Raw genomic sequence first — 15,949 nt, 5'->3', positions numbered from 1 at the left:
TTACGTTAAAAATTAACCTCGCGGGCTACTTTATAACGGGCTTCATTGCTTTTGGTTCTCAAAATAATCTCTCCAAGAAAACCTGCCAAAAATAACTGAGTTCCCAGAATCATACTTGTCAAAGCAATAAAAAACCAGGGATTGCTGGTAATTAAGCTATATTTCATTCCGTTATACATATGATACAATTTCGAAATTCCAATATAACCGGCCAATAAAAACCCGATAATAAACATCAGGGAACCCATGGCGCCAAATAAGTGCATCGGTCTTTTTCCGAATCGGGATAAAAACCAGATGGTAATCAAATCAAGGAAACCGTTGATAAAACGCTCCATTCCAAATTTGGTTTCGCCATATTTACGGGCCTGGTGAATGACCACCTTTTCGCCAATTTTATTAAAACCGGCATTTTTTGCCAAAACCGGAATGTAACGGTGCATCTCGCCCGAGACTTCTATGTTTTTTACCACCGTATTTTTATAAGCCTTTAATCCGCAGTTGAAATCATTCAGTTCAACACCGGAAGTTTTTCTTGCGGCCCAGTTGAATAATTTCGAAGGAAGATTTTTCGCTACAACAGAATCATAACGTTTCTTTTTCCATCCGGAAACCAGATCAAACTTTTCAGCTGTAATCATTTCATATAAACCCGGAATTTCGTCAGGACTGTCCTGTAAATCCGCATCCATCGTAATGATCACATCTCCTTTTGCTTTTGCAAAACCAGCGTGTAAAGCTTGTGATTTTCCGAAATTTTTCATGAAACGAATTCCCTTTACATTTGGGTTTTCGTTTGAAAAGCTTTCAATAATATTCCAAGAATTATCTGTACTTCCATCATCCACAAAAATGATTTCATAAGAGTAATTGTTAGATTGCATCACTTTAATAATCCACGAATAGAGTTCTTGCAGTGATTCCTCCTCGTTTAGAAGCGGTATAAGTATAGATAAATTCATTTATTTTTTTATTCTTGTGTAGTTTTGCTTTTAAAAAATGCTGCTAAAATCAATCCTAGAATAGAGTAAAGAGCAAGACTGAAAACTAATCCTTTAAGTTGTTCTACAGTTGAAAAAGGACTGGTTTCTTTTATTTTTGCCAAAGCTTCATTTATGGAGGCGGCAGGTGTTCCGAATTTTTGAAGTGTTTCAGCCATATATTTTACAAGATATTCGCCAATAGTTTCTTTAGCACCGGGATCAATTACATTAAATAATAAAATGCTGAATAATGTTGAAATTAAAAGAGCAATAAAAGTGGCAATAAAAAAGGTTGTAAATGCATCTTTGAAAGAGAAAAATCCTTTTAGGTCTTTTTTTGTCTTCGTAAGTAATACAATGCCAATAACTAAATAAACCACAAATGTGGCTCCTCCAATCCAGCCAGAAACAAATAATTTTAGATCAATTGCGTAAATTGTAGCGGTAATTAAGGCGAGGATAACACCTAAGATAATTCCGTAAGTAGTCCCGTTCTTTTTTATAACTTCATTAATCATATTTCTATATGTTTTAAAATTAATCCACAAATATAGCAATTCCCAATATAATGAAGGACAAAAAAAGCTTTTTGAATTTTATTAAAAAAAATGAGCTAAATGTTTGTTTATTAAAAAAGAATTGTAAATTTGCACACTCAAAAATAATTAAATTTTTAAACAAAAAAGAGTATTATTGGTTTACACCTTTTTCTAACCATGAAAAAGCTTCAAAACGAAGATTCTCTAAACAATAAATAAAAGAAAAGATGAAAAAAGGAATCCACCCGGAAAATTACAGATTAGTTGCATTTAAAGACATGTCAAATGAAGATGTTTTTATCACTAAATCTACTGCAGATACAAAAGAAACAATTGAAGTTGACGGAGTTGAGTATCCAGTTGTAAAAATGGAGATTTCAAGAACATCTCACCCTTTTTATACTGGTAAATCTAAACTTATCGATACTGCAGGACGTATTGATAAATTCAAAACTAAATATGCAAAACACGCTAAATAATAAAAGCTGTTTTATCCATACAAAAGCCTTCCACACCGGAAGGCTTTTTTTATGCCGTAATTATTTTTAACGCAAAGAGCGCTAGGTTTTTTATCTAAGAATACCTTGAAAAGTACAAAGTTCGAAAAGCTAAATTGCGAACCTTGCCTTTTATTAAAGCGAAGAGTACAGAACTAGCCTTCTTGCGGTGATTTTTTTTAATAGGTTTTGGAATTAATCCGGTAGATTTTGACTCAGTAATAATTTTTATCTTTGAATAGAATTTTCTAATCAAAAAAAGCAATGGAGGCTCTAAAAGATATTTTTATTGATAAGCTGGGAATGGAAATGGATCAGTTTGAGAAGTTTAGTAGTTTGCTTAGAACTAAAACTTTTAAGAAAAAAGAATATCTGATTCAGGAAGGCTCTGTTTGTGAATTTATCGGATTCGTTACTTCAGGTAAACTCAGGTCGTATGTTCAGAATGACGGGGTGGAATTTAATAATGATTTTTATCTCCAGAACAGCATCGTAAGCGCCTATACCAGTTACCTCACCCAGAATCCAACGAATTGCAATATTGAAGCTTTGGCTGACACGGAAATAGCGTTCATTACTTATAAACAGTTTAATGCATTGATTGAAGAAGATGTTCATTTTTTGAAATTAGCAAAATACATCTCGGATATTTTCTTTATCAGAAAGTGCAAACGCGAAACTTCATTTCTGAAAAATTCTGCGGCTGAAAGACTTGAGATGCTTTATAAAACCTATCCCGGGATCGAACAGCAAATTTCGCAATACCATATTGCTTCTTATTTAGGAATAAAACCGGAATCCTTAAGCCGTATCAAACTCTTAACATACATCAATAAATAAGTGATGTATTAGATTGAATTTTGTACTTCAATAATCAATAAATATTCGAAGTATGCCAGCAATTCATCTTAAAGTCAGCGGTAAAGAAAACCCCGCTTTAGCACAACAACTCGCAAAAACAATTAGTCATCTCACCAGTCAAATCTTAAATAAAAAACCCGAAGTTACAGTAGTGACGGTGTCTTTTATTCCGGATTATTTATGGTTTGTAAATTCAGAATCCTTAGCTGAATTAAAAAAGAATAGTTTCTTTTTGACTATTAAAATTTCAGACTCGACCAATCTCAAAGACGACAAGGCAAAATATATAGAAGCCTTGCATCGCTTGCTGTCAGATGTGCTGGGTAATGTTCATCCGGTAAGTTATAGCGCAATTGAAGAGATGAAAGCCGACGCTTACGGTTATGAAGGTCTTACCATAGAATACAAAATCATCAACAATAAAATTTTGAATCTTAAAACAAAAAACAATGACAAATAGTACAGAAAAAGGGAAATTTAAAATGATTTTGATTTTACTTTTGATGGCTTTTCCGTTTTACGGACAGCAAAAAGACGATAATAAGAAAGCAATACAGGCTATTATTGATACCTATTCAGAAAGTGTTATCGCCAAAGATTCTATTGCGTTTTATAGTTTGTTTAATGAAGGCAATGTGGTTTGGTGTGCAGCTTATAAAGACAGGACTCAGGTCAGGGAAATTGAGGCAAAAGGAGAGAAAAAAGCAGGGAGTAATTATTTTTCGGGTTCCTACAAGGGATTTATGAGAGGTTTGTACGGACATCAGTATACGGAAGATAAGTTTGATAATCTTAAAATCGTCGAAGACGGAACGGTTGCTTCAGTAACAATGGATTATAGTTTTTGGGCAGATCATAAAATGACAAATTGGGGCAGCAAGTATTTGAATCTTATCAAAAAAGATGGAAAGTGGAAGATTACAAGTGTGATTTATTCAATAGAATTAATTAAATATTTTAAACAGCCGGAGCTCAAAGAAAGGCAAAGCAGATAAATTATTGCTGAAATATCAATTGGAAAGCGCTGTATTTTCTTTCGTGAGAAAAACATGTTTAAGGAGACAAATAAAATATTTGTAACTTTGAGCCAGGTAACCAACTCAAAATTTTAACAAATATTAATTAATTTTATGAATTACATTCTATTTGACGGTCCCGTCCGGAATGCTTTGCTCCCTTTTACTTTTACAAGACCTGTAGCTGATATTCTAATCGGGATTATGACGATTCGCCAAAAATGGGAAACCCGTTTAGGCTCTACTATAACCACTATTACCGAAGATTATTTAGCTGCTAAATTTCCGATGGTGGAAATGGAAGAAAATGTGATGATAAATGCGGCGTATTTGCCAAATGATACGCTGGCTGAAATGGTTTCTGACTTAAAAGAAAATCAGGCCATTTTTAAAGGAGAAGATGTAATCGCTTTTTTTACAACAGAAAATCAGGAAGAAGTAGATTTTGATTCCTACGAAATTATTCAATACGACGGCGATTGCTTAACGGTAGAGCATACGTGGGATATTTTTTCTAAAAACGATGCGGCGATTCGTGAAGATTTTATGTACCTGACAGAAGACAGAAAATCACAGCCAATCCCAAAAAGTGTCAATACCATTGCACCCGAAAATATATTTATAGAAGAAGGGGCAAAATTAGAGTTTGTGACTTTAAACGCTTCAGCAGGTCCTATATATATAGGTAAGAATTCGGAGATTATGGAGGGTACGGTAATTCGCGGCCCGTTTGCTTTATGCGAAAACGCACAGGTAAAACTGAATGCGAAAGTATACGGTGCCACAACAGTTGGAGTGGGGTCAAGGATAGGAGGAGAGGTTAAAAATTCGGTTCTTTTTGCCAATTCAAACAAAGGGCACGACGGATTTTTAGGCGACTCTGTTTTGGGGGAATGGTGCAACATTGGTGCCGATTCGAACAATTCAAACCTGAAAAACAATTATGAGGAAGTGAAATTATGGAGTTACGAAACAGAAGGTTTTGCTAAAACCGGACTTCAGTTTTGTGGTTTGATGATGGGAGACCATAGTAAATGCGGAATCAATACCATGTTTAATACCGGAACCGTTGTGGGTGTAAGTGCCAATATTTTCGGCAGTGGATTCCCCCGCAATTTTGTGCCGAGTTTTTCATGGGGAGGTGCAGCAGGTTTTACAACGTACGTGACCAAAAAAGCGTTTGAAACAGCGAAACTCGTCATGGGCAGAAGAAACATCGAATTTGATGAAACAGAATCAGCCATCTTAGAACACATTTTTGAGGAAACCAAAAAGTGGAGAAAGGATTAAAAGGAATGAGATAATTAGTCAATTAGATAATTAGATAATTTTTTGTAACCCGACAGGTTTTTAAAACCTGTCGGGTTTTGTTTGTTATGATAGTATTAAAAGTGTCTGCTTAGTACACTTTCAAAATGATCTAATTATCTAATTTGCACATTATCAAATTATCTAATTAGCCCATTATCAAATTATCAAATTATCACACCTTCAAAATTATCTAATTTTCAAATTGCCTAATTATCTAATTAATCTATCTTTGCGCTTTCAAAAAATACGTGCTGAAAGATCTAAAAATCTAAGCAGTCTAAAAATCTAAAAATCTAAATGATTACAGTTAACGATATTTCAGTTCAGTTTGGAGGAACTACTCTTTTTAGCGATGTTTCTTTTGCTATAAACGAAAATGATAAAATTGCCCTAATGGGTAAGAATGGTGCGGGGAAATCAACACTTTTAAAAATAATTGCAGGACAGAGCAAGCCTTCCACCGGAAATATCTCAGCTCCGAAAGAAGCTGTAATTGCCTATCTGCCGCAGCACCTTTTGACGACAGACGGTGCCACTGTAATGGAAGAAGCGTCAAAAGCGTTTGGCGAAATTTTCAGTATGAAAGCTGAAATAGATGAAATCAACGAACAATTAACTGTTCGTACCGATTATGAAAGTGACGAATATATGAAGCTTATTGAAAGAGTTTCGGATCTAAGCGAGAAATTTTACGCGATCGAAGAAGTCAATTATGAAGCTGAAGTAGAGAAAATATTAGTGGGTTTAGGATTTGAACGTGAGGATTTTACTCGTCAGACGTCTGAGTTTTCAGGAGGATGGAGAATGCGTATTGAGCTGGCCAAAATCCTTTTGAAAAAACCGGATTTAATATTGCTGGATGAGCCGACCAACCACATGGATATCGAGAGCATCCAATGGCTGGAAGATTTTCTTCTGAATGCTGCCAAAGCAGTTGTCGTAATTTCGCACGACAGGGCATTTGTTGATAATATTACCAATCGTACCATTGAAGTGACAATGGGAAGAATTTATGATTACAAAGCAAAATATTCCCATTATTTAGAATTGAGAAAAGACCGTCGTATCCACCAGCAAAAAGCATATGATGAGCAGCAAAGAATGATTGCTGATAACAGGGCTTTTATTGACCGTTTTAAAGGAACATTCTCTAAAACAGATGCCGTTCAGTCCCGTGTGAAGATGCTGGAGAAACTGGTAATTGTTCAGGTGGATGAAGTAGATACTTCTGCCCTGAAATTAAAATTTCCGCCGGCAGCACGTTCCGGACAATATCCGGTTGTGGTAAAAGATTTATCAAAATCGTATGGTGATCATGTAGTTTTTAAAGATGCCAATATTGTGATTGAAAGAGGGCAAAAAGTGGCTTTCGTTGGAAAAAACGGTGAAGGAAAATCGACGATGATCAAAGCCATTATGAAAGAGATTGGTATTGACGAAGGAAGTGTTGATATTGGACATAATTCACAAATTGGATATTTCGCACAGAATCAGGCTGCCTTATTGGATGAAAATGCTACTATTTTTGAAACGATTGATGGTATTGCGGTTGGAGATGTAAGAACACAGATTAAAAATATTTTAGGAGCCTTTATGTTTCATGGCGATGATATTACCAAAAAAGTAAAAGTGCTTTCAGGTGGTGAAAAAACACGTCTGGCCATGATTAAATTGTTACTGGAGCCTGTTAACCTGCTGATTCTCGATGAGCCTTCCAATCACCTGGATATGAAAACGAAAGACATTATCAAGGATGCTTTGCGTGATTTTGACGGAACTTTGATTTTAGTTTCCCATGATCGTGATTTCCTTGACGGACTGGCGACTAAAGTTTTCGAATTTGGAAATAAAAGAGTGAAAGAGCATTTTGAAGACGTTGCCGGTTTCTTGGCACATAAAAAAATGGATTCTATGAGAGAGATCGAAAAGTAATTTTCGAAAGTTTATAAAAAAAGCACAGGTAATCCTGTGCTTTTTTTTATTCTGTAGATTGCTCTTCTAAAAATTTTGTGCAATAGCATCACTGCCCGGCTCTGATATTCTTGGGGAGCGGGTATTCCGGTTTGAAAGACCGGTTGAAATTAGTTTAGTTATGGATTATTTTTAAACTAAATCCTGATTCCCGGAGGAAGCAATTCTTTGTATTTTGGATTTTTTTTAATGAATAAGGCGATTTTGGGAGAAATCGGCATCAGTCTGAATTTCTTTTCGATAATGACTTCCATGATGTTTTTAAGTAATGCATCAATTACAGCCTGATTTTCGTAACCCTCCGGGGTGTTGATTTTGGTTAAGAAAATCTTTTTTTCCTGAAATGAATATTCAACAGTAAGCATTCCTTGCGGTACTATGGTTTCAAATTGTCTTGCGAAAGTGTTGTCTTTGATTTCCATAGATTCAATTGTGTGTTCCATAACAAATTTGTGTTTTAGGTACTGTTCAAAAAAATAGGTTTTGAGGCTTGAAATAAGTATGAAAGAAAATTCTGTATAAGATTTTTGATCGTATTTTATTTCAAATACAAAGGTAATCATTTGATTTTCAATATTGAATTATTTTTTAGAACAGAGGTTACATTGACCATTACTTTGTCTGTTTGTTTTTTATTTTTCTGTAATATTACGGTCTGAAATTTGCTAGTCATATAGTAAAAAAAGTAAATTTAAACTTTCTAACAAGATTTATAATTGTAATTTCTTTTGATCCAATGAGTAAAATTCCGGTTTATTTTATGCCAGGGCTGGCTGCAAGTTCATCAATTTTTGAGAGGATTCACCTGGATGAATCTGTTTTTGAAATGTGTTTACTGGAATGGGAAATTCCGCTTCCAAAAGAATCTTTGTCTGATTATGCACTCCGAATCACCAAAAATATTAAACATCCGAATCCGGTTTTAGTCGGAGTTTCTTTCGGGGGGATTCTGGTTCAGGAAATGGCAAAACATATTGAGGCCCGAAAAGTGATTATTATCTCGAGTGTCAGAAGTAATCTTGAATTTCCGAGAAGAATGAAAATTGGTAAAACTACCAAGGCTTATAAACTGATTCCGATGCAGCTGCTCCTCAATGTAGAAAAGCTGGCCAAGTTTTCATTTGGGGAAAAAATAAACAAACGGATTAAGTTATATGAAAAGTTTCTTTCGGTTCGCGATCTCTATTATTTACAATGGGCTGTAGAGTCGGTTATTTTGTGGGACAGGAATGAGGTAGATCAAAATGTAATTCATATTCACGGAGATCAGGATGATGTTTTTCCAATTAAGTACATTAAGAGCTGTATTGTAGTAAAAGGAGGAACTCATGTTATGATTATCAACAAGTACAAATGGCTTAATGAAAATCTGCCTTCGATTATACTGGAAGAATAAAGGGTTGTGAAATTCCAATAATTGAAATCTAAATTCCAAATATTTTAAATTCCAAATTCCAATTAATCTAAAATAAAAAAATCCCAAATTCACAATTGGAATTTGGGATTTTTTTATTGAAATTTAAAAATCGTTAGATTTTCTTCATTTGTTCTTTCATCATTGTGATTTGTTCTTTCAGCATGCCTTGTTTGTCTAATTTCTTAGCTTCATTTAGCAAATTGGTTGCTTCCAGTTTTCTTCTGCGTGACATGGCAACTCCGGCAAGGTTTAATTTAGCTACTGCCAAATCCATATCCATAGATAATCCAAGTTCAATTGCTTTCTTGAAATGTTTCTCTGCCTGGTTGATATTTGTTTGCGATAACATGATTCCATGCAGGTAATTAAAATATCCTTGCTGTTTTCTTACTAATGCAGTTTCAGGATTTTTAATGTATGCCAGCCATTTTTTAGCTCCTTCAAAGTCTTGTTTTCTTAATTTAAGGAAAGCTAAAAGAATAAATTCGTTTTTGAAGTAAAGAAAAATCGGAATTGCAGTCAGTAAAATAAGGAAAATTCCGTTCCCGATATTACTTTCTGTAAATTGCCAAACGCCTGCGACTACTAGAAGTCCGGCCAAAATAAGTTTAATATTTTTATGAAACATAATAGATGTATATTTGTGATTGCAAATATAGTAAAATGAATTAAAAATATTTTTATTAAAGTACTTGCCAGAAAAAAAAGTCTTTGTATATTTGCACTCGGTTTTGGAATAACGATATTCGAAAACAGAAAAGAGATATTAGATACCATTTTAAAGATACAAAGCAATGAGCAAAAGAACGTTTCAACCATCGAAAAGAAAAAGAAGAAATAAGCACGGATTTATGGACAGAATGGCTTCTGCGAATGGAAGAAAAGTTCTAGCGCGCAGAAGAGCTAAAGGAAGACATAAATTGACTGTTTCTAGCGAACCTAGACACAAAAAATAATGTTTCTATAAACATAAATAAGGCGTTACTTTTTTTAGTATCGCCTTTTTTTATACCTTGTCAGTAATAAAAAGCGGTAATGTTTTGGTTTTTAACAAACTATAGCAGCTTTTCAGTAAAATATAACTACACAATACAAATAAAATGCCTAAAGACACATCAATAAAATCAGTTTTAATAATAGGTTCAGGACCTATTGTTATTGGTCAAGCTTGCGAATTTGATTATGCAGGTTCTCAATCTGCACGCTCTATTCGTGAAGAAGGGATTGAAGTTATCTTGATAAACTCAAATCCAGCGACTATTATGACCGACCCAACAATGGCCGATCATATATATTTGAAACCATTAACGACAAAATCGATTATTGAAATTCTAAAGGAACATCCACAAATTGATGCAGTTTTGCCAACAATGGGCGGGCAAACAGCTTTAAATTTATGCCTGGAAGCGGAAGAAAAAGGAATTTGGAAGGACTTCGGTGTAAGATTAATAGGAGTTGATGTAAACGCCATCAATATTACCGAAGACAGAGAGCAGTTCAAACAGCTTTTGGAAAAAATAAATGTTCCGACTGCACCTGCAAAAACGGCAACTTCTTATTTGGAAGGAAAGGAAATTGCGCAGGAATTTGGTTTTCCATTAGTAATTCGTCCTTCGTTTACACTGGGAGGAACCGGAGCTGCAATTGTTTATAAAAAAGAAGATTTTGATGAGCTTTTAACCCGTGGTTTAGAAGCATCCCCGATACATGAAGTTCTGATTGATAAGGCTTTAATGGGATGGAAAGAATACGAACTGGAACTTTTGAGAGATAAAAATGATAACGTGGTAATCATTTGTTCGATCGAAAATATGGATCCGATGGGAATTCATACCGGAGATTCAATCACCGTTGCACCGGCAATGACCTTATCAGATACAACATTCCAGAAATTACGTGATTATGCCATTTTAATGATGCGCAGTATCGGAAATTTCGCAGGAGGCTGTAACGTACAATTTGCAGTTTCACCGGATGAAAAAGAAGATATCGTGGCGATTGAAATCAATCCTCGTGTATCCCGTTCTTCTGCATTAGCCTCTAAAGCAACAGGTTATCCGATTGCTAAAATTGCTTCTAAACTGGCTTTAGGATACAATTTAGATGAATTGCAAAACCAGATTACAAAATCGACTTCGGCTCTTTTCGAACCAACCCTGGATTATGTAATTGTAAAAATCCCGCGCTGGAACTTTGATAAATTCGAAGGAGCAGACAGAACGCTTGGACTTCAGATGAAATCTGTGGGTGAGGTTATGGGAATCGGACGTTCGTTCCAGGAAGCTTTACACAAAGCAACCCAGTCATTAGAAATTAAACGTAACGGTTTAGGTGCCGACGGAAAAGGATATAAAAACTACGAACAGATTATCGAGAAACTGACTTTTGCAAGTTGGGATCGTGTTTTTGTAATTTATGATGCCATTGCAATGGGAATTCCGTTGAGCCGTATTCATGAAATCACAAAAATCGATATGTGGTTCCTGAAACAATACGAAGAGCTTCATACTTTAGAAAAAGAAATTTCTACCTATAAAGTTTCTAATCTGCCAAAAGAGCTGTTGCTGGAAGCGAAACAAAAAGGTTTTGCAGACAGACAAATTGCCCACATGGTCAATTGTCTTGAAAGCGAAGTCCATACTTTGCGTATGGAGATGAATGTAAACCGTGTGTTTAAACTGGTAGATACCTGTGCAGCCGAATTTAAGGCAAAAACACCTTATTACTATTCGACTTTTGAGGCTGAAATTGAGAAAGCGAACGGAGAGCGTTATGTAGATAACGAAAGTGTGGTAACAGACAAAAAGAAAATCATCGTTTTAGGTTCCGGACCAAACAGGATCGGACAGGGAATTGAGTTCGATTATTCTTGTGTGCACGGTGTATTGGCAGCAAAGGAATGCGGTTACGAAACTATCATGATCAACTGTAATCCTGAAACGGTTTCTACTGATTTTGATACAGCGGATAAGTTGTATTTTGAACCTGTTTTCTGGGAACATATTTACGATATTATTCAGCATGAAAAACCGGAAGGTGTAATTGTACAGCTTGGTGGACAAACAGCATTGAAACTGGCTGAAAAATTATCCAAATACGGCGTGAAAATCATCGGAACCAGTTTTGATGCACTGGATTTAGCCGAAGACAGAGGTCGTTTCTCCGATTTACTGACAGAACTGAATATTCCTTTCCCACAATTCGGTATTGCGGAAACAGCTGACGAAGCTTCGGCTTTAGCAGACACTCTAGACTTCCCGTTACTGATCCGTCCTTCTTATGTATTGGGAGGTCAGGGAATGAAAATTGTAATCAACAAGAAAGAACTGGAAGAACATGTAATCAACTTATTGAAAACGATTCCTGGAAATAAATTACTTTTAGACCACTATTTAGCAGGTGCCATCGAAGCGGAAGCAGATGCCATTTGTGATGCTGACGGGAATGTTTACATCATAGGAATAATGGAGCACATTGAGCCTTGCGGTGTGCACTCGGGAGACAGTAATGCTACTTTACCTCCTTTTAACTTAGGGGAATTTGTAATGCAGCAAATAAAAGATCATACTACAAAAATTGCCAGAGCGCTAAAAACAGTTGGTCTGATCAATATACAGTTTGCGATAAAAGATGACACGGTTTACATTATCGAAGCGAATCCAAGAGCTTCAAGAACGGTTCCGTTTATTGCAAAAGCATACGGAGAGCCTTATGTGAACTATGCTACTAAAGTAATGTTAGGACACAATAAAGTAACTGATTTTGACTTTAATCCACAATTAAAAGGATACGCGATCAAACAACCGGTTTTCTCTTTCAGTAAATTCCATAATGTCAACAAAGCATTAGGACCGGAAATGAAATCAACGGGAGAAAGCATCCTGTTTATTGATGACTTAAAAGACGACCAGTTCTACGAATTGTACTCCAGAAGAAAAATGTATTTGAGTAAATAAACTCAAATCCTGATATAAAAAAAGCTCCATGAAAATGGAGCTTTTTTTGTGGTTAATTTTGGAAGTTGGTTTAATTAATAGTGTTTAAATATTATTCATTAGATATTGACATATTGTCTCTTGTATTTTTTTGTACCGAAATAGCGCCAAAAAGGGCTAATAAAAACGCAAATGCATAGAAACCTTTTTCACTTGGCAAAATAGTTGCATTCCAAAGTCCGACCACTAATAATACAATTGATAAAAGTGTTCCGAACCAGCAGATACCGTAATAAATGTCTGTTACCGGTAAATTTTCCAGTCGGTCCCTGACACTTTTTTGCAGGGAAACTACCGCGAAAAGACCAAACATTAGTACTGTAAAATAATATCCTTTTTCGTTTAATAACATTTCGGCTCTGGCAAGTCCTACGATAAATCCTACTGTTCCGGCTCCAAGAGCTACCCACGATGCCGCTATAAAGGCATTCGATGTTTTTTGTTGTGTCATGTTTATATTGATTTTATTTGTATTTCGAAAAAATCCCGGAATCCGTTGCTGTCCAGAAGCAGCATTTCTGCCCGCATGCTTTTAAGCCGCTATTGGCCCACGTATTACAGGTGTGCAGCATGCTGTAACTTCCGATGGCTTCGTAAAACGCATCGGTTTTGCTGTAATTGGCATTGGTTTTTATGGGCATATAATTGCCGGATGCGTCTTTTTGAAAACTATTGTGAATGTAGTTGATGAGACGATCGTATTGTTCTTTGCTAATCATCATTGATTTGCAGTCTTCTCCCAGCCTCATCTGTTTGTAATAAGTAGCGTGAATGGCGGTGGTGCTTAATCCTGTCGCTGCTTTGAAAGCAACGGAAGCTTTTAAATCGGACCATTCGGGAGTTTCCAGATAAAATCCTTTGTCGCCCCAGCCCATGGCAATATATTTATAAGTGGAGTCTGCGGCTTTGGTATTTTTAAACTGAATTTGTTTGCTCCAGTCGGTTTGGTCATTTTTGACCGGCATCACAATATCGGTATGGACGCCATTGGTGAGAATGAAAATTTCAACTTCAGGTTTTGTGTTTTCTTCTTTGGCAATTGTAATTTTAGAAAGTGCATATGCTACCACTACGTACAGTAAAAGAAATCCTGTAAAGGCAAAAATCAGGGTTAAAAGAATTTTAAATATTTTTTTCAATTTATTTATTTTTTTTCAAATGTAGCTAATTTAAGTTCACCTCAAAATTAATTTGAAAAGAATTGTGACGAATAATCTGTTTAATTTTCAGAAATAAAAAAAGCCTCATAAGAGAGGCTTTTTTGTTAAAAGTAAGATTGTTATTTAACCAGTTGCTGCAAGGGTTTTAGCTGCTCCATGTCGATTTTGGATTGTTTTAAAACACTCATTAAAGTCATGATGTTATTCGGATTCATGTCTTTTCCTAAAACACGTACTACGGCAAATCCGTTTTCTTTTCTGTTAACGAAAACTACGAATTCTTCAATGTTTTCATCGGTACCCACATAACTTATTGATGCGCCTTCTTTACCCGAACCAAACTTCATTAATTCCTGATATTTTGGGTCTTTTAAGATTACTTTCACTTTAGCCCTTTCTGTTTCAAACGCGGTCTGGTTTGTTGCATTTGCTTTAAAGGCAAGAATGTTCATCTTGTCAAAAGAGTTTAACGCTTCGGTTTGAGCGGCAGATAATTTTGCTTTATCTAAGTTCAAAATAGAAGGGGAAACGTCAAGGGCAATAAAATCCTTGTTATCTGTATTTTCTACAAAATATTTTTGCAATGAAGGTTTAGATTCACAACTTAGTAAAGTCAGTAAAGCTAAAAGGGCTGAGGTAAAAACGCTTATTTTCATCTTATTTTTTGCCTTTAGAGGCTTTTTTTAAGTCAGAACCGCCAGGAAGCTGCATCTTGTCTGTTAATACTGAGATTTCGTTTAGGTCAAAATTACCGGTAAGCGATAATAAAACCGATTCTTCGTTTTTGGCTCCGTCAATAAACATCAGCAATTCCTTTACCTGTGTGTCGCTGGCGCCTGATTTTACTAGTATTTTGATGTTTTTACCACTATCGTTAACGCGCATTAATTCTTCTAAACCTGCCGTTTTAATGTATTTGTCTGCAGAAGCTTTCATTTCTGCCTCAACCTTTGGGTTTTTAGTGGTAAACACTTTTAAATAATCTAATTTTTTAATCAGCTTAATGTATTGTTGTGTTTCCTTATCGGTTGCATCAACTTTTACTTTACTCATTAAATCAAACATTTTTTTGTTTACAATTACGGATGTTACATCGTCCTGACCGTCAAATTTGTCAAAAGCGCCCTGTCCGTAAAAAATAGTGGTAACAAAGGTGAAAACTACTGTTATGATGAAATTTTTCATTGTATTATATTTTAATTATTGTTTAAAAATTTTGTTTTTTGATTGTTCGTATTCCTTAATGTATTGTACACTTCCGATACCTACATTTACATTGCTTGACAGTAATGATAAAGCTTTTTGCGTTGCCGCGAGGGCTTCTTCAGGATTGTCGTAGGTTCCTAATTCTGATTGCGCTGCAACCGGAGCTGCATTTTTTTCGCTCACATAAAAAAAGGTTCCAATTCCCAGTAAAACAACAAAGGATGCTGCAATCGATAACCACGCCACATTTCGTTTTTTAGTTTGTAGTGGAATTTCCTGCGTCGATTTTTGTTCTTTTACCTGATAGAAATAACCAAACATAGGTTTGTATTGTTCCAGATGCTGCGCAACATCCGGTGAAGAGAAATATTCTTTTAATTCGTTCTCTTCGGCAATAGTTGTTTCTCCCTGAAAGTATTTTTCTACTATATTTTCTATTCTATTTAATTCCATAACGGTGTGTATTAAGCATTGATTCTCTAATCTTTTTTCTCGCTCTCGAAAGGGCTACCCGGATAGCCGTTTCATTCATATTGACAATTTTCGCAATTTCATCAAATTCATATTGTTCAACATCGCGTAGCTGAATTAATATTTGTAATTGTTCGGGCAGCTGGCTTATAATTTTTTCCACCCATTCTAAACTGTCCGCATCTTCCAGCTTTTTGTCTAACTGAGGCTGACGGTCTGTAAAATTGTTGTGCGCAATCTGCAGGTTTCCGGCCCGTTTTGATTTTAACTGGTCCAGGCAATAATTTTTGGTCATGGTCATGGCCAGTGCTTCAACACTACTATAAGTGCCCAGATTCTCTTTTTTATTCCATAATTTAACGATTACTTCCTGAGTGGCATCTTCCGCTTCTTCAGTACTGGTAAGCAATCTTTTTGCCAGACGAAAAACTTTGTCTTTGAAAGGATTTATTAATTCTATAAAAACAATCTGATTCATAAATCAAGGTTATTCGGTTAGCTTATATAGTCAAGACGAGGCAC

The 15,949-nt window shown here is 35.5% G+C and carries 19 protein-coding genes; 9 read left to right on the top strand and 10 right to left on the bottom strand.

The genetic code is table 11. The annotated features are described in order from the left end of the window. Nucleotides 1-5 precede the first annotated feature (5 nt). Both D0817_RS18445 and D0817_RS18440 read right to left on the bottom strand, forming a co-directional pair. Nucleotides 6-962, bottom strand: coding sequence for a glycosyltransferase family 2 protein (locus tag D0817_RS18445; protein ID WP_127339837.1), 957 nt, complete (start codon nucleotides 960-962; stop codon nucleotides 6-8). A gap of 8 nt (nucleotides 963-970) precedes the next feature. Then, nucleotides 971-1,501, bottom strand: coding sequence for a DUF4199 domain-containing protein (locus D0817_RS18440; RefSeq protein ID WP_127339836.1), 531 nt, complete (start codon nucleotides 1,499-1,501; stop codon nucleotides 971-973). A 248-nt stretch (nucleotides 1,502-1,749) separates the two neighbouring features. Here D0817_RS18440 and D0817_RS18435 point away from each other — a divergent pair, with 248 nt between their 5' ends. From D0817_RS18435 to D0817_RS18410, 6 genes are all read left to right on the top strand, one after another. Beyond that, nucleotides 1,750-2,001: a type B 50S ribosomal protein L31 gene (locus tag D0817_RS18435; protein WP_127339835.1), complete on the top strand. Its 252-nt coding sequence runs from the start codon at nucleotides 1,750-1,752 to the stop codon at nucleotides 1,999-2,001. A gap of 282 nt (nucleotides 2,002-2,283) precedes the next feature. Next, nucleotides 2,284-2,859, top strand: a complete 576-nt coding sequence (locus D0817_RS18430; protein WP_127339834.1) for a Crp/Fnr family transcriptional regulator — start codon at nucleotides 2,284-2,286, stop codon at nucleotides 2,857-2,859. Nucleotides 2,860-2,911: 52 nt separating this feature from the next. Further along, nucleotides 2,912-3,340 carry a tautomerase family protein gene (locus D0817_RS18425; protein ID WP_127339833.1) on the top strand — a complete coding sequence of 143 codons (429 nt, stop codon included), beginning with the start codon at nucleotides 2,912-2,914 and terminating at the stop codon, nucleotides 3,338-3,340. Further along, the gene (locus tag D0817_RS18420) at nucleotides 3,330-3,875 is read left to right on the top strand and encodes a YybH family protein (protein WP_127339832.1); all 546 of its coding nucleotides are present in this window, start codon (nucleotides 3,330-3,332) and stop codon (nucleotides 3,873-3,875) included. The genes D0817_RS18425 and D0817_RS18420 overlap by 11 nt, the downstream gene beginning before the upstream one ends. Nucleotides 3,876-4,010: 135 nt before the next feature. Next, entirely contained in the window at nucleotides 4,011-5,186 is a 1,176-nt protein-coding gene (locus tag D0817_RS18415; protein WP_127339831.1) for a GlmU family protein, read from the top strand. Nucleotides 5,187-5,504: 318 nt separating this feature from the next. Next, complete coding sequence (locus tag D0817_RS18410; RefSeq protein WP_127339830.1) at nucleotides 5,505-7,139, top strand: ABC-F family ATP-binding cassette domain-containing protein; 1,635 nt, start codon at nucleotides 5,505-5,507, stop codon at nucleotides 7,137-7,139. 176 nt (nucleotides 7,140-7,315) lie between these two features. Here the strand turns inward: D0817_RS18410 and D0817_RS18405 are convergent, their stop codons facing one another. After that, on the bottom strand, nucleotides 7,316-7,600 hold the full coding sequence (locus D0817_RS18405) for a GNAT family N-acetyltransferase (RefSeq protein WP_127339893.1): 285 nt from the start codon (nucleotides 7,598-7,600) through the stop codon (nucleotides 7,316-7,318). A 314-nt stretch (nucleotides 7,601-7,914) separates the two neighbouring features. Between D0817_RS18405 and D0817_RS18400 the strand changes: the two genes are divergently transcribed. Continuing rightward, nucleotides 7,915-8,574, top strand: a complete 660-nt coding sequence (locus tag D0817_RS18400) for an alpha/beta hydrolase family protein (RefSeq protein ID WP_127339829.1) — start codon at nucleotides 7,915-7,917, stop codon at nucleotides 8,572-8,574. Nucleotides 8,575-8,707: 133 nt separating this feature from the next. Here the strand turns inward: D0817_RS18400 and D0817_RS18395 are convergent, their stop codons facing one another. Further along, on the bottom strand, nucleotides 8,708-9,223 hold the full coding sequence (locus D0817_RS18395) for a DUF2892 domain-containing protein (protein ID WP_127339828.1): 516 nt from the start codon (nucleotides 9,221-9,223) through the stop codon (nucleotides 8,708-8,710). 166 nt (nucleotides 9,224-9,389) lie between these two features. On the opposite strand from D0817_RS18395, the gene rpmH reads away from it, so the two are divergent. After that, complete coding sequence (rpmH, locus tag D0817_RS18390) at nucleotides 9,390-9,551, top strand: 50S ribosomal protein L34 (protein ID WP_008464848.1); 162 nt, start codon at nucleotides 9,390-9,392, stop codon at nucleotides 9,549-9,551. Nucleotides 9,552-9,695: 144 nt separating this feature from the next. Continuing rightward, a complete protein-coding gene (carB, locus tag D0817_RS18385) occupies nucleotides 9,696-12,551 on the top strand; it encodes a carbamoyl-phosphate synthase large subunit (protein ID WP_127339827.1) in 2,856 nt (951 codons plus the stop codon). A 91-nt stretch (nucleotides 12,552-12,642) separates the two neighbouring features. Here carB and yiaA read toward each other — a convergent pair whose 3' ends face one another. The 6 genes from yiaA to D0817_RS18355 form a co-directional block, all read right to left on the bottom strand. Continuing rightward, entirely contained in the window at nucleotides 12,643-13,041 is a 399-nt protein-coding gene (gene yiaA / locus D0817_RS18380) for an inner membrane protein YiaA (RefSeq protein ID WP_127339826.1), read from the bottom strand. Between the two features lie 13 nt (nucleotides 13,042-13,054). Further along, nucleotides 13,055-13,729 carry a TIGR02117 family protein gene (locus D0817_RS18375; protein ID WP_127339825.1) on the bottom strand — a complete coding sequence of 225 codons (675 nt, stop codon included), beginning with the start codon at nucleotides 13,727-13,729 and terminating at the stop codon, nucleotides 13,055-13,057. A 140-nt stretch (nucleotides 13,730-13,869) separates the two neighbouring features. Further along, a complete protein-coding gene (locus D0817_RS18370; RefSeq protein WP_127339824.1) occupies nucleotides 13,870-14,406 on the bottom strand; it encodes a GFO_1091 family lipoprotein in 537 nt (178 codons plus the stop codon). 1 nt (nucleotide 14,407) lies between these two features. After that, complete coding sequence (locus D0817_RS18365; protein ID WP_127339823.1) at nucleotides 14,408-14,935, bottom strand: GFO_1090 family protein; 528 nt, start codon at nucleotides 14,933-14,935, stop codon at nucleotides 14,408-14,410. Between the two features lie 15 nt (nucleotides 14,936-14,950). After that, entirely contained in the window at nucleotides 14,951-15,409 is a 459-nt protein-coding gene (locus D0817_RS18360; RefSeq protein WP_127339822.1) for a PG0215 family putative anti-sigma factor, read from the bottom strand. Further along, nucleotides 15,396-15,905, bottom strand: coding sequence for a GFO_1088 family ECF-type sigma factor (locus D0817_RS18355; RefSeq protein WP_127339821.1), 510 nt, complete (start codon nucleotides 15,903-15,905; stop codon nucleotides 15,396-15,398). Before D0817_RS18355 ends, D0817_RS18360 begins: the two co-directional genes overlap by 14 nt. Nucleotides 15,906-15,949: the final 44 nt, after the last annotated feature.

The organism is Flavobacterium cupreum, from assembly GCF_003996965.1.
In the GTDB taxonomy this organism is placed as follows: domain Bacteria; phylum Bacteroidota; class Bacteroidia; order Flavobacteriales; family Flavobacteriaceae; genus Flavobacterium; species Flavobacterium cupreum.
The sequence above is the reverse complement of the archived record's forward strand: the minus strand, read 5'-3'. Positions and strand labels throughout refer to the sequence as shown.

Excerpts from the sequence above, each read along its gene's own strand:
- D0817_RS18445 (WP_127339837.1), bottom strand. The coding sequence starts at position 962 with ATGAATTTATCTATACTTATACCGCTTCTAAACGAGGAGGAATCACTG.
- D0817_RS18440 (WP_127339836.1), bottom strand. The coding sequence starts at position 1,501 with ATGATTAATGAAGTTATAAAAAAGAACGGGACTACTTACGGAATTATC.
- D0817_RS18435 (WP_127339835.1), top strand. The coding sequence starts at position 1,750 with ATGAAAAAAGGAATCCACCCGGAAAATTACAGATTAGTTGCATTTAAA.
- D0817_RS18430 (WP_127339834.1), top strand. The coding sequence starts at position 2,284 with ATGGAGGCTCTAAAAGATATTTTTATTGATAAGCTGGGAATGGAAATG.
- D0817_RS18425 (WP_127339833.1), top strand. The coding sequence starts at position 2,912 with ATGCCAGCAATTCATCTTAAAGTCAGCGGTAAAGAAAACCCCGCTTTA.
- D0817_RS18420 (WP_127339832.1), top strand. The coding sequence starts at position 3,330 with ATGACAAATAGTACAGAAAAAGGGAAATTTAAAATGATTTTGATTTTA.
- D0817_RS18415 (WP_127339831.1), top strand. The coding sequence starts at position 4,011 with ATGAATTACATTCTATTTGACGGTCCCGTCCGGAATGCTTTGCTCCCT.
- D0817_RS18410 (WP_127339830.1), top strand. The coding sequence starts at position 5,505 with ATGATTACAGTTAACGATATTTCAGTTCAGTTTGGAGGAACTACTCTT.
- D0817_RS18405 (WP_127339893.1), bottom strand. The coding sequence starts at position 7,600 with ATGGAAATCAAAGACAACACTTTCGCAAGACAATTTGAAACCATAGTA.
- D0817_RS18400 (WP_127339829.1), top strand. The coding sequence starts at position 7,915 with ATGAGTAAAATTCCGGTTTATTTTATGCCAGGGCTGGCTGCAAGTTCA.
- D0817_RS18395 (WP_127339828.1), bottom strand. The coding sequence starts at position 9,223 with ATGTTTCATAAAAATATTAAACTTATTTTGGCCGGACTTCTAGTAGTC.
- rpmH (WP_008464848.1), top strand. The coding sequence starts at position 9,390 with ATGAGCAAAAGAACGTTTCAACCATCGAAAAGAAAAAGAAGAAATAAG.
- carB (WP_127339827.1), top strand. The coding sequence starts at position 9,696 with ATGCCTAAAGACACATCAATAAAATCAGTTTTAATAATAGGTTCAGGA.
- yiaA (WP_127339826.1), bottom strand. The coding sequence starts at position 13,041 with ATGACACAACAAAAAACATCGAATGCCTTTATAGCGGCATCGTGGGTA.
- D0817_RS18370 (WP_127339824.1), bottom strand. The coding sequence starts at position 14,406 with ATGAAAATAAGCGTTTTTACCTCAGCCCTTTTAGCTTTACTGACTTTA.
- D0817_RS18365 (WP_127339823.1), bottom strand. The coding sequence starts at position 14,935 with ATGAAAAATTTCATCATAACAGTAGTTTTCACCTTTGTTACCACTATT.
- D0817_RS18360 (WP_127339822.1), bottom strand. The coding sequence starts at position 15,409 with ATGGAATTAAATAGAATAGAAAATATAGTAGAAAAATACTTTCAGGGA.
- D0817_RS18355 (WP_127339821.1), bottom strand. The coding sequence starts at position 15,905 with ATGAATCAGATTGTTTTTATAGAATTAATAAATCCTTTCAAAGACAAA.